Raw genomic sequence first — 17,347 nt, 5'->3', positions numbered from 1 at the left:
TGAGATGGGCGTAGAGCTTATCCACCCAATCGCTATGGACAAAGGTCTTCGCTTCGCTATTCGTGAAGGCGGCCGTACTGTAGGCGCTGGTGTTGTTGCTAACGTACTAAACTAATCTATCGGTCTCAGTAATGAGCTGTTAAGTTAGTCATAAAAAGGCCACCCTGTTTTGGGTGGCTTTTTTTTGTGTAATGCTAGAACCGATTGAAGTGAGTGTTGTCTTAAACTTCAATAGTCCCTCATAGCTTTAATTGATAAAATCAGCAATTTATTTATGGTATATCGTATTGTAATCTGTGGCATAGCTTGATATATTAGCGCTGCACTTATTGCGAGTCGCTAACCTCAGCGATAGTAGGGGAGTTGTAAACACTACAGCCTTTCTAAATAAGTGTAAAGTCAGGTAAAAATGATAATTTTACCGTCAAAGGCTTGCATTTTATGCTGAATATTGTATAATGCTGTCCTTTACACCCATAGGCGATTGGCTCAATTGGTAGAGCATCGGTCTCCAAAACCGAGGGTTGTAGGTTCGAGTCCTACATCGCCTGCCATCTTCTTATCTCATCTTTGTTGTACCCCACCATCTCCGAAGCGAGTTCTTTATGAGCAATAATCAGGATAGCCTCGAGACTAAGTTATCTGATGCCAAGGCGGTTGCTGGTGGAATGCTGTCTAAAGATAAGCATATCTCAGCGAGCGGTACTTCTGCTGTTGAAGTTGCTAAGACTGGCTCAATAAAAGATGTGATTTTGTGGCTACTTGCTGCAGCTGTTTTAATCGGTGCGACTCTAGTTAATCAATACTTACCAGGCTATTGGCAACCTGCCAACGATGTTTGGGTACGTATTGGTATTATTGTCGCATTTATTGTATTTGCATTAGTATGCTTGGCATTAACGCATCAAGGCCGTGCTTTTAAGATTTTGTTAAAAGATGCCACTGTTGAGTTACGCCGAGTCACATGGCCAAGTAAAGATGAAACCTTTCAATACACATGGCAAGTTATTGTTGTGATTGCGATTGCTGGGTTTTTTGTTTGGTTGTTAGATAACTTTTTTAATTGGTTTGTTGGTATCTTTATCGGTTAATAGCACGTATTAGTGACTAGTAATTTGATATTTTCTGACAACAATTTAATTTATAACGATCAGGAGCGTGATATGCGTTGGTATATTGTCCAAGCGTTTTCAGGATATGAAAAACAAGTACAACGTTCATTAACTGACCGTATCAATCGTAGTGATTTCACTGAGTCATTTGGTGATGTATTGGTCCCTACTGAAGAAGTCGTCGAAATGAGAGACGGCAAAAAGCGTAAGAGTGAGCGTAAATTCTTTCCAGGATACGTATTGATCCAAATGGAAATGAATGACAATACTTGGCATATCGTTAAAGAGTGTCCACGTATTATGGGCTTTATCGGTGGTACGCCTGAGATGCCTGCACCGATTACGCAAGTAGAAGCTGACCGTATTCTAAACCGTTTGAATCAGACTGAAACTGATCCTCGTCCTAAGACTCTATTTGAGCCAGGCGAAGAGTTGTTGGTTATCGACGGTCCATTCACTGACTTTAAGGGAATGGTTGAAAAAGTCGATTACGAGAAATCTAAACTACATCTGACTGTAAACGTATTTAACAGGCCAACTCAGGTTGAGCTTGAGTTTAGTAAAGTTGAGAAGCTAGACTAAACGCACAATAAATTTATCAACCGGGGAGCTGTTAGTTAATCAGATATTTATATATCAGTTTGATTCAGCGTTATTACCCATTTAGGAGAGTATCATGGCTAAGAAGATTGATGGTTACATCAAACTGCAAGTGCCTGCAGGCAAAGCAAATCCTTCACCACCTATTGGTCCAGCTTTGGGTCAAAAAGGCGTTAACATCATGGCGTTCTGTAAAGAATTTAACGCTGCGACCTCAAACCAAGAGCCGGGTCTACCGATTCCTACTGAGATCACTGTATATAGCGATAAGTCTTTTACCTTCATCATGAAATCACCACCAGCTGCGTACTTACTACGTAAAGCTGCTGGCATTGCTAAAGGTTCTGGTACACCGAACACTGCTAAAGTCGGTAAAGTTGACCGTGCACAACTAGAAGATATCGTTAAGACCAAAACTGCAGATTTAACTGCTGCTGATCTTGACGCTGCTGTCCGTACCATCGCTGGTACTGCACGTTCAATGGGTATTACCGTGGAGGGTGTGTAAATGAGCAAGCTAACCAAACGTCAAAAAGAGATTCAAAGCCGTATTGATAACGAAAAACAATACACTCTTGAAGAAGCGGTTCAAATCCTTAACGATTTACCAGCGCTTAAATTCAAAGAGTCTATTGATATCGCAGTAAACTTGGGCGTTGACCCACGTAAATCTGATCAAGTAGTTCGTGGCGCAACCAACCTACCTGCTGGTACTGGTAAAACCAAACGCGTTGCTGTATTCGCTCAAGGCGCTGCTGCTGAAGCCGCTAAAGAAGCTGGTGCAGACATCGTTGGTTTCGAAGACCTAGCAGAGTCAATCAAAGCCGGTAACATGGACTTTGATGTTGTGATCGCAGCTCCTGATGCTATGCGTGTTGTTGGTCAGTTGGGTACTATCCTAGGTCCACGTGGCCTAATGCCTAACCCAAAGGTTGGTACAGTTACACCAAACGTTGCTGAAGCTGTGACTAATGCGAAAGCTGGTCAAGCACAGTACCGTGTTGATAAAGCTGGTATCATCCATGCGACTATCGGTCAAGTTGGTTTCACTGCTGAGCAAGTTATGCAAAATGCTCAAGCACTAATCACAGATCTAAAACGTGCTAAGCCTGCTACGTCTAAAGGTACTTTCATCAAGAAAATCACCTTGTCTAGCACGATGGGTCCAGGTCTGACGATCGATGCAGTTCCTTACCGTACTGCAAAATAATTAAGTACCCACTCTTCAAATATTTTGAATGATGAGTACAAACTATATTTAACAAATTAGGTCAGCGTAGTATTTACTACGCTGTCTAAGACCGTAGGTAGAGAGTGGTTCAGAGTCATAAATAACGATTTTAGAATGGTTAATTATGAGAACGAGTTATTCTTGTTAATCGACGACAGATGAAAATCTTAGTTGTCCTACGCAGACGGTGATCCACCCAGTTGTTGATAAGAGCCGATAGTTCAATCTATCACTTGATGTCATTCTGATAACGGTGCCGTAATCAGTCGTTACTAATAAAATCTATTGCTATAGAGTTTAGAAGTAACGTGTCGTATCAAGTCAATCTAAGTCAGTCGCTTGATCGTTGAGAACTTCGGTTTTTAGTCATTAAGACACTGAGCAGATTGATAAGATTAAAGGAGTCAACTTATGGCATTAACGCTAGAGCAAAAACAACAAGTTGTGGCTGAAGTGTCTGAAGTTGCTGCTAATGCTTACTCAGCAGTAGCTGCCGAATATCACGGTATTGGTGTTGCAAAGCTTACTAAGCTGCGCGAACAAGCCCGTGAAAAAGGCGTTGTTTTGAAAGTGGTAAAAAATACACTAGCAAAACGCGCTTTTGAAGGCACTAAGTTTGAGAGCATGTCAGACCGTATGACTGGTCCACTACTTTTGGCTTTCTCTATGGAAGACTTGGGATCTGCAGCAAGAGTCGTTTTCGACTTTAGCAAAGATAACAAAGCTTTAGAGACCAAATTAGTATCAGTCGGTGGTGTTGTTTATGGTCCAGAAGAGCTAGAGCGCGTATCGAAGCTACCAACTCGCGACGAAGCACTCTCTATCTTGATGGCTACTATGAATGCACCAGTGACCAAGCTTGTCCAGACTATGAACGCTGTTCCTGGCAAGTTAGTTCGCACTGTAGCGGCAATCAAAGACGCAAAAGAAGCTGCTTAATTGCTTGTTTTAACGTAACTTTAACATCGCTATTCTTGGTTGCAATTCATTGCCAACACTACTTAAAACTGTGGCAAGCAATCAAAGCGATATTAGAATCAATTAATTTTTATCAGATAACGGAGAGTTCTCATGGCACTATCTAAAGATGACGTGTTAAACGCAATTGCTGAAATGTCAGTAATGGATATCGTTGAATTAATCAGCGCTATGGAAGAAAAATTCGGCGTAACAGCTGCTGTTGCTGCTGCACCTGCTGCTGCTGGCCCTGCTGCTGCTGCTGCTGAAGAAAAAGACGAGTTTGACGTAGTTCTTGCCAGCTTTGGCGAGAAGAAAGTTGGCGTAATCAAAGCCGTACGTGAAGCTACTGGTCTTGGCTTGAAAGAAGCGAAAGATTTGGTTGAAAGCGCTCCAGCTCCAATCAAAGAAGGCGTTAACAAAGCTGAAGCTGAAGAGTTGAAAAAGAAACTTGAAGAAGCTGGTGCAACTGTTGAACTGAAATAAGTTTAACGCTGTACTAAAAAAAGCTGGTAATGCCTTGCATTGCCAGCTTTTTTTTATTATAATTCGTAGCTTGACCTTTTGTGTCTGCCAACAGTCGTATGCAACAACACGGTGGATACCCATCAAAAGGACACACGATATACATGCAAGTACACATACCAGTTTTTGAAATCAGTTAATATGAGCTAAACGTCCGTAGATGTTTGGCATTTCTTTGTGTCTGCATGCTTTCCTATTAACACTATAGTTTATACTGATTCTAGAAGTTATAGTTACCCCGATTATTATTAATTCTGAAAAGCTTTTGACCTTAGGTTGCTCGCTGAATGTAAATTCACTGTCAGTGATTGGATTGATAGACAGTACATATTTGTAGCGGCTTTGGTTTGATAGTAAATAGTTTAGATGGCAAGTAGCCTAGATGCAATCCTAATAGACGTTATTTTTTATTAGCGTATTTATAAAGTAGGCCTGATAGGCCATGAATTATCGATCAATGTGATATTGAATTTTGTGGTTGCAACAGTCATATAGACTGATTCACCAACCATAAACTTTGGCATTACCGACAAGATTAAGTGAAGTGTGCTAAGCAAGCACTGGTGAGTAAAGTAGTAAGTGACAGAAAAGACAGAACTGAACACGAAGACCCGTTTTATATTATCGTTTACGTCGCCACGTTTGCATCGTATTTATGCATACTGGCCACGCTTTTAATTTGTTTCCACGTTTACTGTAAGGACTCTCGATGGCATATTCTTATACTGAAAAAAAGCGTATTCGCAAAAGTTTTGCTGAATTGCCCACTGTAATGGACATTCCCTATTTACTGTCTATTCAAGTAGATTCTTACGAGCAATTTTTGCAAGAGCACAAAAAGCCAAAAGCTCGTGAGAATACTGGTTTGCAAGCTGCGTATTCCTCTATTTTCCCAATTGAGAGTCACTCTGGTAATGCAGAGCTACAATTTGTTGAGTACTATTTAGGTACGCCTGAATTTGATGAGCGTGAGTGTATCTTACGTGGTTCAACCTTTGCTGCGCCTATGCGTGTCAAAATCCGTTTGATCATCAAAGACAAAGACAGCAAAGACAAAGACAGCAAAGCTGCGATCAAAGATATCCGTGAGCAAAGCGTTTACATGGGCGAGATGCCTTTGATGACGGCTAACGGTACATTCATTATCAATGGTACTGAGCGTGTTATCGTATCTCAGTTACATCGTTCACCTGGTGTGTTCTTTGACCATGATAAAGGTAAGTCGCATTCAAGTGGTAAAGTGCTTTATAACGCCCGTATCATTCCTTACCGTGGTTCATGGTTAGACTTTGAATTTGATGCAAAAGACTTAGTCTTTGCTCGTATTGACCGTCGCCGTAAGCTGTTGGCTTCTATCATTCTACGTGCACTTGGTCTAACGACTTCTGAAATCTTAGATTTATTCTTTGATAAAGTAGCCGTATACAAAGCTGAAGAGACGTTTGAGATTGATCTGGTTGCTGATCGTCTACGTGGCGAGATGGCTCAGTTCGATATCGTATCACCTGAAGGTGATGTGATTGTAGAGCAGGGTAAACGCATCAACGCACGCCGTATCCGTCAGCTTGAAGAAGCTGGTATGACGAAGATTGCTGTGCCTGATGAATACTTATATGAGCGCATTCTAGCCGAAGACATCATTGTTAATGATGAAGTTATCGCTCGTGCTAATACGCCAATCGACCATGAATTATTGGTTAAATTGAGCGCGTTTGAAGCCAGTGAGTCTATCAAAGAATTCAGCATTCTATTCACCAACGATATCGATCAGGGTAGTTATATTGCTGACACGCTACGTGCTGATAGTACCTCAAGCCGTGAAGAAGCATTGATCGAAATCTATAAAGTGATGCGTCCAGGTGAGCCACCAACGGTTGAGACTGCTGAAAAACTGTTTGAAAGCATGTTCTTCAACGCAGATCGTTATGACTTATCAAACGTCGGTCGTATGAAATTCAACCGTCGTCTTGGTTTAGAATTTGACAACACTGATGATCCAGATATCCAACGTGAACGCAGCGTATTGACCAATGATGATATCGTTAACGTTCTAAAAGAGCTTATCGAGATTCGTAACGGTCGCGGTGAAGTTGATGATATCGATCACTTAGGTAACCGCCGTATTCGTTCAGTGGGCGAGATGGCAGAAAACCAATTCCGTGTTGGCTTAGTACGTGTTGAGCGTGCGGTCAAAGAGCGTTTGAGCTCAGCAGAATCTGATAACTTGTCACCACAAGATTTGATTAACTCTAAGCCAGTAGCAGCTGCGGTGAAAGAATTCTTTGGTTCAAGCCAGTTGTCACAGTTTATGGATCAGAACAACCCATTGTCTGAAGTGACTCACAAACGCCGTGTATCAGCGTTAGGACCTGGTGGTCTGACTCGTGAACGTGCAGGCTTTGAAGTACGTGACGTACATGACACCCATTATGGCCGTGTATGCCCGATTGAGACTCCTGAAGGTCCAAACATTGGTCTGATCAACTCATTAGCAACCTTTGCTAAAACCAACAGCTTTGGTTTCCTAGAGACGCCGTATCGCCGTGTGGTTGATGGTAAAGTTACTGACGTTATTGAGTATCTATCAGCGATCGAAGAAGTCGGTACAGTTATTGCTCAGGCTGATTCACCAGTAACCGCAGAAGGCGCGTTATCTGATGAGATGGTCAGTGTGCGTAGCTATGGTGAATTCGTCCGTATGCCGCCAGAGAAAGTGACGCATATGGATGTGTCGCCAAGTCAGGTTGTATCAGTTGCAGCTGGCCTAATTCCGTTCCTAGAGCATGATGATGCTAACCGTGCCTTGATGGGCTCGAACATGCAGCGTCAGGCTGTTCCTACGCTACGTGCTGATAAGCCGTTAGTAGGTACTGGTATGGAGCGTCACGTTGCTCGTGACTCTGGTGTTTGTGTAATCGCTAAGCGTGGCGGTGTGATTGAAGATGTAGATGCCTCACGCATCGTTGTTCGTGTAAACGAAGAAGAAATGGTCGCTGGTGAAGCGGGTATTGATATCTACAACTTGGTCAAATACACGCGCTCTAACCAAAACACTTGTATCAACCAACGCATTATTGTTAACCAAGGTGACGAGATTGCTTTGGGTGATATCTTGGCTGATGGTCCATCGACGGATCTTGGTGAGCTTGCCCTAGGTCAGAACATTCGCATTGCATTTATGCCGTGGAATGGTTACAACTTCGAAGATTCAATCTTGCTGTCTGAAAAAGTGGTTAAAGAAGATCGTTTCACTACGATTCATATTCAAGAATTGACTTGTGTGGCTCGTGATACCAAATTGGGTACAGAAGAAATCACTGCTGATATTCCAAACGTTGGTGAAGCAGCACTATCAAGTCTTGATGAAGCAGGTATCGTCTATATCGGTGCTGAAGTTGACGCTGGTGATATCTTAGTTGGTAAAGTCACACCAAAAGGTGAGACGCAACTAACGCCAGAAGAGAAACTACTCCGGGCTATCTTTGGTGAAAAAGCTGCTGATGTAAAAGACACGTCATTACGTGTTCCAACATCAAGCAAAGGTACGGTCATCGACGTACAAGTATTTACCCGTGATGGCGTTGAAAAAGATGCCCGTGCACGTGCCATCGAAAAGTCGCAACTTGACAGCTATCGTAAAGATTTAAAAGAAGAGCTACGTATCTTTGAAGACGCAGCACGTGGTCGTATTGGTAATCTATTAGATGGCCAAAAAGTCAGTGGCGGTTCTGGTCTGAAAGCTGGTACGGTTATGGCATTGGCTGATATGAAAGATATGAGCCTTGAGACCTTGCTTGATATCCAGCCAGTTGAAGAAGAAATCTCTGAGCGTCTGACGCAAATCGCTGAATACTTGGTTGATAAGCAAAAAGACATCGACGTGAAATTTGCTGAGAAAAAACGCAAACTAACGGCAGGTGATGACTTACAACATGGCGTACAAAAAATCGTTAAAGTATATCTAGCGGTTAAGCGTCGTATTCAGCCTGGTGATAAAATGGCTGGTCGTCATGGTAACAAAGGTGTGGTATCACGCATTATGCCAGTTGAAGACATGCCTTATGATGAAAATGGTAATACCGTTGACATCGTATTGAACCCGCTTGGTGTACCATCTCGTATGAACATCGGTCAGGTTCTAGAGACGCATTTGGGTATGGCAGCCAAAGGTTTGGGTGAGAAGATCGATGGTATGCTCAAATCTCAAGCAGCGATCAAAGAGCTACGTGGTTTCTTAGACAAAATCTATAACCAAGTAGGCGGCGAGCAAGTTGATCTTGATAGCTTGAGTGATGATGACATCATGGCGTTATCAGACAACTTACGCGGCGGTGTACCGATGGGTACCGCAGTGTTTGATGGTGCAAGAGAGAGCCAAGTTAAAGACTTGCTAGAGCTTGCTGGTATGGACCGTGATGGTCAGCAGACATTGTATGATGGTCGTACTGGTCAGAAGTTTGATCGTAAAGTAACGGTCGGTTATATGTACATGCTCAAACTTAACCATTTGGTTGATGACAAAATGCATGCACGTTCTACGGGTTCTTACTCACTAGTGACGCAGCAGCCACTCGGCGGTAAAGCGCAGTTCGGTGGTCAGCGCTTCGGTGAGATGGAAGTCTGGGCACTAGAAGCTTATGGCGCGACTTATACGTTGCAAGAAATGCTGACTGTGAAGTCGGATGACGTTGAAGGTCGTACGCGTATGTACAAAAACATCGTTGATGGTGAGCAGTATATGGATCCAGGCATGCCTGAATCGTTTAACGTACTGACCAAAGAAATCAAATCATTGGGTATTAATATTGAGTTAAAACAAACCCATTAAGCACGGCGGACTGAAGCCACTTTAACATGGCTTCAGTCTATTATTATCCTTAGTGGTCAACCTAAAAGCAGTACGCGCATCGCTGCTGCTTTTAGTGATTTGTCTCAACCCTATTCATTGCCTTCATTCATCTTATTTGCGTCAATAATACGCTATCAGATGATTATAAAGATAACGGAGAAGCAACTTGAAAGATTTACTCGATATCATGCAAAGCCCTACCGGCAACGGTAACCAAGAGTTTGATAGCATCCAAATTACCTTAGCCTCACCTGACGTCATCAAGTCATGGTCACATGGCGAAGTAAAAAAGCCTGAAACCATTAACTATCGTACGTTTAAGCCTGAGCGTGATGGTCTATTTTGTGCCAAAATTTTTGGCCCAGTAAAAGATTTCGAATGTTTATGTGGTAAGTACAAGCGCCGTAAGTTCCAAGGCGTTATCTGTGAAAAATGTGGCGTAGAAGTGACGACCGCTAAAGTTCGTCGTGATCGCATGGGTCACATCGACTTAGCCAGTCCAGTTGCGCATATCTGGTTCCTAAAATCGTTACCAAGCCGCATCGGTCTATTGCTAGACATGACGCTACGTGATATCGAACGTGTTCTATATTTTGAAAGCTACATCGTTACCGAGCCAGGTCTGACTTCTTTAGAGAAGTACCAATTGCTTGATGATGAAGATTATTTCAAAGCCCTTGAAGAATTTGGTGATGAATTCACAGCCAAAATGGGTGCTGAGGCCGTTCAAGATCTATTGAAAGATATCGATATCGATCTTGAAGTTGATGAATTGCGTGAAGCGATTCCACAAACAGGTTCTGAGACTAAGCTTAAAAAGATGTCTAAGCGTCTTAAATTGTTAGAAGCATTCCGTGATTCTAATAATAAGCCTGAGTGGATGGTAATGAACATATTGCCAGTACTACCACCAGATTTGCGTCCGCTAGTACCACTAGAAGGCGGCCGTTTTGCGACGTCAGATCTAAACGATTTGTATCGCCGCGTGATCAACCGTAACAATCGTCTTAAGCGCCTGCTTGAGCTGAGCGCCCCTGATATCATCGTACGTAACGAAAAACGTATGTTGCAAGAATCAGTGGATGCATTGCTTGATAATGGTCGTCGCGGTCGTGCAATCACTGGTAGTAACAAGCGTCCATTGAAATCTTTGGCAGATATGATCAAAGGTAAGCAAGGTCGTTTCCGTCAAAACTTACTTGGTAAGCGTGTCGATTACTCTGGTCGTTCGGTTATCGTTGTAGGTCCAACACTACGTCTACATCAGTGTGGCCTACCTAAGAAAATGGCACTAGAATTATTCAAGCCATTTACTTATAACAAGCTATTGTCTCATGGTTTGGCGACGACAATTAAAGCCGCCAAAAAAATGGTAGAGCGTGAAGAGCCACAAGTGTGGGATATGCTGGCCATGGTTATCCGTGAGCATCCAGTGCTTCTTAACCGTGCACCAACGCTTCACCGTTTGGGCTTGCAAGCATTTGAGCCAGTACTAATCGAAGGTAAAGCAATCCAATTGCATCCGCTCGTTTGTACCGCTTTCAACGCCGATTTTGATGGTGACCAAATGGCCGTTCACGTGCCATTGACGCTAGAAGCTCAGCTTGAATCACGTGCGCTAATGATGTCTACCAACAACATCTTGTCACCTGCGAACGGTGATCCAATCATCGTACCATCACAGGATGTTGTATTGGGCTTGTACTACATCAGTCGCTCGTCTATCAATGCTAAAGGCGAGAGCATGGTTTTTGCTACCGTCAACGAAGCATTGCGTGCGATTGGTTCAAATGATCTACATGTCAACGCCAAGATCAAAGTACGTGTCACTGAGACCCATATTGACGAAGAGGGTAACGAAACCAAAGAAATCAGTATCAAGGATACGGTTGCTGGTCGTTTGCTTATCTGGAACATCATGCCTAAAGGTATGACGTTTGATGAATGTAACCAAGAAATGACGAAGAAAAACATCTCTCGTTTAATCAACTCTTGCTACCGTAAAGTAGGCGTAAAAGAGAGTGTTATGTTTGCTGACCAATTGATGTATCTTGGTTTTGCTCAAGCAACCTTGTCTGGTGTGTCTATCGGTATCGATGACATGGTCATTCCACCACTGAAAAAGCAAATCATCGAAGTGGCAGAAGGCGAAGTTCGCGAAATCGAAGATCAATTCGAGCAAGGTTTTGTGACGGCTGGTGAGCGTTATAACAAAGTGGTTGATATCTGGTCACGTACCAATGACAAAGTCGCTAAGGCGATGATGGATAACTTGGCAACGGATAAGATCTTGAATGCCAAAGGTGAGGAAGAAGAGCAGAAATCATTCAACTCTATCTTTATCATGTCAGATTCTGGTGCTCGTGGTAGTGCGGCACAGATTCGTCAGTTGGCAGGTATGCGTGGTTTGATGGCTAAGCCAGATGGCTCAATCATTGAAACGCCAATTAAAGCCAACTTCCGTGAAGGTTTGACGGTACTACAGTATTTCATCTCAACTCACGGTGCACGTAAAGGTCTAGCGGATACAGCATTGAAGACGGCTAACTCAGGTTACCTGACGCGCCGTTTGGTTGATGTGGCACAGGATTTGGTTATCACTACTGATGACTGTGGTACTGAGCAAGGCTTGCTCATGAAACCACATATCCAAGGTGGCGAGATCATTGAGAAGCTAGGTGAGCTAGTACTTGGTCGTGTGACTGCACGTGATGTTACTTACAATGATGATGCTGATAAAGTATTGGTTCCAGCTGGTACTTTGATCGATGAGTACTGGGTTAACGTCCTTGACAGCAACGCAATTGATGATATCTGGGTACGTTCAGTTATTACTTGTAATGTTGAGCATGGCGTGTGTTCACAGTGTTATGGTCGTGACCTTGCTCGTGGTCATAAAGTGAATATCGGCGAGTCAGTCGGTGTCATGGCTGCACAGTCTATCGGTGAGCCAGGTACTCAGTTAACCATGCGTACGTTCCACGTGGGCGGGGCAGCAAGCTCAGCCTCTGTAGACAATAGCATCTCTGTACGTAATGCTGGTCAAGCGCATTTCGAAAACATGAAAACCGTTCAACATACTGATGGTCACTTAGTCATCGTATCGCGTTCAGCTGAAATCGCATTGACTGATGAACTTGGCCGTGAGCGTGAGCGTTATAAAGTACCTTATGGTTCTAGCGTTCTTGTGAAAAGCGAAGATTATGTTGAAGGCGGCCAGACCATCGCTAAATGGGATCCGCACACGCATCCTATCATCACAGAATTCGCTGGTACAGCACGCTTCAGTGATATCACTGATGGCTTGACAGCTACCGTGAAGGTTGATGACGCGACTGGTATGAGCTCGTTTGAGATTCTTGCGACTCGTGACCGTTCAAGCTCAGCAAAAGATTTACGTCCTGCAATTATCTTGAACACGGACGAAGGTAAAGAAGTGGTTTACTTCTTACCAGCTGAAACCATCATTCGCGTTAGCGATGGTGAAAAAGTAGCAGCCGGTTCGATCCTAGGCCGTGTACCACAAGCATCTTCTGGTACTAAAGATATCACCGGTGGTCTACCACGTGTTGCTGATCTATTCGAAGCACGTCGTCCGAAAGATCACGCCATCATGGCAGAAATGTCTGGTGTGGTGAGCTTTGGTAAAGAGACCAAAGGTAAAAACCGCTTTATTATTACCAATGAAGATGGCGAGATCCATGAAGAGCTAATCCCGAAATGGCGTCAAATCAACGTCTTTGAAAACGAGACGGTAGCTCGTGGTGAAGTGATCGCTGATGGTCCACAGAACCCACATGATATCTTGCGTTTGAAAGGTCAGACTGCACTTGCTGATTATATTGTCAACGAAGTACAGGACGTTTATCGTCTGCAGGGTGTAAAAATCAACGATAAGCACATCGAAGTAATTATTCGTCAGATGCTGCGTAAAGTTGAAATCACCGACGGTGGCGATTCAAACCACTTTAAAGGTGATCAGGTCGAGTATGCTGATATCAAAGCATTGAATGCTAAGCTAGAAGCGGAAGACAAGTTCCCAGTACAGTTTGAGCGTCAGTTGTTAGGTATCACCAAAGCAAGTCTGGCAACAGAAAGCTTTATCTCAGCGGCTTCTTTCCAGGAAACAACCCGCGTCCTAACTGCTGCTGCCGTTACTGGTAAAGTGGATGAGTTACGTGGCCTGAAAGAAAACGTGGTCGTTGGTCGCTTGATTCCTGCAGGTACGGGTCTTGCTTATCATAAAGCACGTAAAGACAAAGCAGATAAGAAGCTACAAGATAAAGATCTTAATGCAGCGTTTGATATGACAGCGAGCACTGATAGTAAAGACTTTGCAAGCTTTGATGAAGCCTTTGCTCAAGAATTAAATCAAGACAACTAAGAGCAGTCAGCGTCTTTGATTCATTTTTAACTTGATAAAAAAGCCAGCCTAAGTTGCTGGCTTTTTTGTGTGTAAAAAAACGGAGAAAGGCATGGTGCTACTATCAAAAAAAATAGTACACTGGAAAATACGCTCAGATTCACTATTTATAAAAGGATAATTAGCAAATGGCAGGTAAAACACGTGTCGCCAAGTATCAAGCAGATCGAACCAATCAAAAACTGTATTTTTGTCGTTTATCCTGCCAAGCAGCAGGAAGTGCCAACGATAAGCAGTTATACCAAGCCCATTGTGAAACGGCTATCTTTCATTTGCATGGTGCATTGCTGGCATTTATCCAAGAACTGGGACATTTTTATAGTTTAAATATGACGGCACCCACGTTGCTAGATATCGAACAAGCATTGAGCGAGCGCACACAGGTATCTCCTGAAATTCAACGCTTGCAGCAATTGCAGCAGCAAGGTTTTGTTGCCAATATAGATCGCGCTTATCAACGCTGTCTCTATGCTGTACCACCAGATACCGTCGTAGACGAGATGCCAAGTAATCCGTCAGCCTCGCCAGATCTCATTGTGAATGTTGTCACTTTATCGAACCAATGGCTGCCTGATGAGGCCACTATACGTGAGTGGCGTCAGCAGCTTTTGGAGCTGATTGAGCAACTCCGTGCTGGAATGGTCGAATTTTAGATATATAGTCAGCGAACTATTAAACCGTTACGGTGTTACCCTCCCTAGAGGTGCGATATGTACAATCTGCGGTCGACTGCCTTGTAGCTATTTTAGAGTTCTTTAACTATAGATAGGTGTCATGTTCATTGTCTAATAAATAGAAGACAAGCTAGTTATAGTGCTTTAGTCAAAGCAAAAGAAAGGCTTATTCGGCGATTGCTGAATAAGCCTTTTTTATTAGATATTGATTATGGCGATGAATCAGGTGTGCCATGATAAGCAGATTACTCTGGCAACGGAGGCATACGCTCAACAGGTGTGACGGATAGTGGATTTTGCGGTACGCTATCATCACTGCGTTTATTGCTAGATATCTGAGGCTCTGAGTTTTTCACATTTTCAGGGGACTTAGGAGTGGGAGCCTGACGCTGCTGAGTTTGGGTTTTGACTGGCTTTGCCGCTTTGCTATTGTCAGCAACATCGTCATCATTAGCGATAAGTCCATCATCAGTCATTTCGATTATTTCTTGCTGCTGTTTCTTAGACTTTGAGCGGTTGTTAATCGATACCCACTGACTCGGCGTATCTTTGAGCTGCGCTTTCATAAAGTCCATCCAAACGGGTAGGGCAGCCACACCGCCGTACTCACGGCGACCCATGGTGGCTGGTTGATCAAATCCCATCCATACGACAGTTGCATTGGTAGGATGAAATCCTGCGAACCAAGCATCTTTAGCCTGGTTGGTTGTGCCTGTTTTACCGCCGATATCGTTACGACCTAATGCTTTTGCTCGTATAGCTGTACCATGCTGTACCACATCACGCAAAATATCTGCCATCTCAAATGCCACTCTAGGTTGCAGTATTCGTGGTGCCTGTTTGGCCACTGCGTATTGTACAGCAGGTGCTTTCAAGCGATCTGACTGAGGGCCAGCATTATAGACAGTCAAATCAGTGCTTTGTTCGGTGTTTTCCTCAGCTTTTAGCACCGATGCATCAGTGTCTGTTTTATCAGTACCTGTTTTATCAATACTATTGCTATCGTTTTCGAGTGACTTATTATATGCCTCGATTGATTGCTTATTACGTTGCTCAAGTTGTTTGTTAAAGCATAGCGCACAAGCTTGACGTGGATTTGCTTGGAACAATAGATCGTTTTTATAATTGTATATTTGTTCAATAAAGTAAGGTTGTACGCGATGACCACCATTGGCAAAGGTTGAATATGCTGTTGCCATTTGTAGTGGCGTGGCTTGTCCTGCGCCAAGTGCTAACGACAATGTGGTGGGCAGCTTTTCTTTGTCTAAACCGAACTCTTCTAATAGATTGCGTGTACTAGAGATCCCGATGGCTTGTAGTAAACGAATAGAAACCAAGTTTCTAGACAAGTAAAGCCCGCGGCGCAAGGTAATATCACCTAAGAAGCGCTCATCAGAGTTTTTGGGTTTCCAGTCACCTACCTGAATCGGTCTATCGGAGACGATGGTGTCTGGACGATAGCCTTTTTCTAGCGCTGCTGTATAAACAAGCGGTTTAATCGTTGAGCCTGGTTGGCGCCAGCCTTGTAATGCACGGTTGAATTTGCTGTGGTTAAAATCAAACCCACCGACCAAGGCATTAACCGCGCCAGTCTCTGGATTTAAGGAAACCAAGCTTCCTTGTATTTTAGGTATTTGACCCAGTTGCCAATTGCCGTTCGCCGTTGGCATAACACGGACAATGTCATTCTTTTTGACAATTTGGCTGGCATTACTCGGATAGTAACCGATACGATCGGCAGAAATGTATTTGCGCGCCCAGCTCATGCCAGACCAGTTAACGGTAATGCTCTCACCAGACTGTAGGGTGGCTTCAAAACTACGCGAATTGACCTTGGTAATTTTGGCAGGAGACATACTGCTATAACGTTGAAAGTTTTCTAGCGGTTCATCATTTGCTTCAGCACCGCGCCAACCGTGACGATGCTCATAGGCAACCAAACCCGTTAGTATGGCCGCCTCTGCATCTATCTGTGCCTGACTGTCTACTGTCAGGCGTACGCGCCAACCACCATGCATAACCTGCTCACCATAGCGTTCCACCAAGGTAGCACGAGTCATTTCTGCCAAATAAGGCATATTGACATCAAGCTTTTCTTTATAAAGGTTGATGCCCACTGGTGCAGCAATGGCTTCGTCTTTTTGCGCTTTGGTGATATAACCAAGCTCATGCATACGCCCGATAATCCAGTTACGACGGGTCAATGCACGCTCAGGATTGGCAACAGGATTATATTTAGAAGGGGCTTTTGGTAAGCCTGCTAGCATTGCCATCTCAGCGATGCTTAAGCTGTCTAGCGACTTACTATAATATTTTTTGGCAGCAGCGCGGATACCGTAAGCACCTTCACCCAAATAAATCTTATTGACATAAAGCGTTAGAATATCGTTTTTGCTGAGTTCATCTTCGATTTTACGTGCTAAAAATAACTCTGTCAGTTTGCGGTTTAGCGTTCTCTCTGAGCTCAAGAAATAGTTTTTGGCAACCTGCATGGTGATGGTCGACCCACCTGTTTGACCGTCATCATCGGTCACGGCCTCAGTAACGGCGCGACCAAGTCCTTTAATACTGATACCACTATGCTGAAAGAACGAGGCATCTTCTGCTGCTAAAAAAGCATGGGTTAAATCTTCAGGAATGTCCTCAAAACTGACTGGTAAAGATAAACGATTGCCATATTGGCCAATCAGTTTGTCATCGCTACTATAAATCTGTAATGGCATCTCTAAACTGGCAGTCTTAATTTCTTGAGTGCTTGGTAAGGTCGGCGATAAATACATTGCCATACCATAAAAACCAATCGGTACAGCAAGCGCTAAAACAACCGCCAATGCTAGGCATGCGATAAAAACACCCACTAAAAAATGAATGAGGCGAGCAGTAGCATTTTTTTTGGCCATAATAAGACTTATTAGTTAGAATTTGTAGCGAACAATATATTATACCTCGAACAAAATCGGCAGGTCATAATAAATG

General features: G+C 43.4%; 10 protein-coding genes, 1 tRNA gene and 1 pseudogene. 11 read left to right on the top strand and 1 reads right to left on the bottom strand.

Annotation, left to right across the window (positions count from 1 at the left end):
• The 11 genes and pseudogenes from I6E86_RS07450 to I6E86_RS07400 all read left to right on the top strand — a co-directional run.
• Positions 1-115 (top strand): annotated as a pseudogene (locus tag I6E86_RS07450) (elongation factor Tu); the annotation flags it as partial.
• A gap of 363 nt (positions 116-478) precedes the next feature.
• Positions 479-554: transfer RNA gene (locus I6E86_RS07445), tRNA-Trp, on the top strand.
• Between the two features lie 51 nt (positions 555-605).
• Positions 606-1,091 (top strand): preprotein translocase subunit SecE, encoded by a 486-nt coding sequence (gene secE / locus I6E86_RS07440; protein WP_194364537.1) that lies wholly within the window; start codon positions 606-608, stop codon positions 1,089-1,091.
• Between the two features lie 72 nt (positions 1,092-1,163).
• Positions 1,164-1,694 (top strand): transcription termination/antitermination protein NusG, encoded by a 531-nt coding sequence (gene nusG / locus I6E86_RS07435; protein WP_194364538.1) that lies wholly within the window; start codon positions 1,164-1,166, stop codon positions 1,692-1,694.
• 94 nt (positions 1,695-1,788) lie between these two features.
• Positions 1,789-2,220 (top strand): 50S ribosomal protein L11, encoded by a 432-nt coding sequence (gene rplK, locus I6E86_RS07430; RefSeq protein ID WP_194364539.1) that lies wholly within the window; start codon positions 1,789-1,791, stop codon positions 2,218-2,220.
• Complete coding sequence (gene rplA, locus I6E86_RS07425) at positions 2,221-2,922, top strand: 50S ribosomal protein L1 (protein ID WP_194364540.1); 702 nt, start codon at positions 2,221-2,223, stop codon at positions 2,920-2,922.
• Positions 2,923-3,354: 432 nt separating this feature from the next.
• Complete coding sequence (gene rplJ / locus I6E86_RS07420; RefSeq protein WP_194364541.1) at positions 3,355-3,882, top strand: 50S ribosomal protein L10; 528 nt, start codon at positions 3,355-3,357, stop codon at positions 3,880-3,882.
• 132 nt (positions 3,883-4,014) lie between these two features.
• Entirely contained in the window at positions 4,015-4,386 is a 372-nt protein-coding gene (gene rplL, locus I6E86_RS07415) for a 50S ribosomal protein L7/L12 (RefSeq protein WP_011514491.1), read from the top strand.
• A 748-nt stretch (positions 4,387-5,134) separates the two neighbouring features.
• Positions 5,135-9,253: a DNA-directed RNA polymerase subunit beta gene (gene rpoB / locus I6E86_RS07410; protein WP_194364542.1), complete on the top strand. Its 4,119-nt coding sequence runs from the start codon at positions 5,135-5,137 to the stop codon at positions 9,251-9,253.
• A 187-nt stretch (positions 9,254-9,440) separates the two neighbouring features.
• Positions 9,441-13,658: a DNA-directed RNA polymerase subunit beta' gene (gene rpoC / locus I6E86_RS07405; RefSeq protein WP_197176574.1), complete on the top strand. Its 4,218-nt coding sequence runs from the start codon at positions 9,441-9,443 to the stop codon at positions 13,656-13,658.
• A 167-nt stretch (positions 13,659-13,825) separates the two neighbouring features.
• Positions 13,826-14,350, top strand: coding sequence for a DUF6586 family protein (locus I6E86_RS07400; protein WP_197176573.1), 525 nt, complete (start codon positions 13,826-13,828; stop codon positions 14,348-14,350).
• 266 nt (positions 14,351-14,616) lie between these two features.
• On the opposite strand, the gene I6E86_RS07395 is transcribed toward I6E86_RS07400, so the two are convergent.
• Positions 14,617-17,271, bottom strand: coding sequence for a penicillin-binding protein 1A (locus I6E86_RS07395; RefSeq protein ID WP_197176572.1), 2,655 nt, complete (start codon positions 17,269-17,271; stop codon positions 14,617-14,619).
• Positions 17,272-17,347: the final 76 nt, after the last annotated feature.

This window comes from Psychrobacter sp. SWN149, assembly GCF_015864565.1.
GTDB lineage: Bacteria > Pseudomonadota > Gammaproteobacteria > Pseudomonadales > Moraxellaceae > Psychrobacter.
Note: the sequence above shows the minus strand (reverse complement) of the source record. Positions and strands in the feature narration are given on the sequence as shown.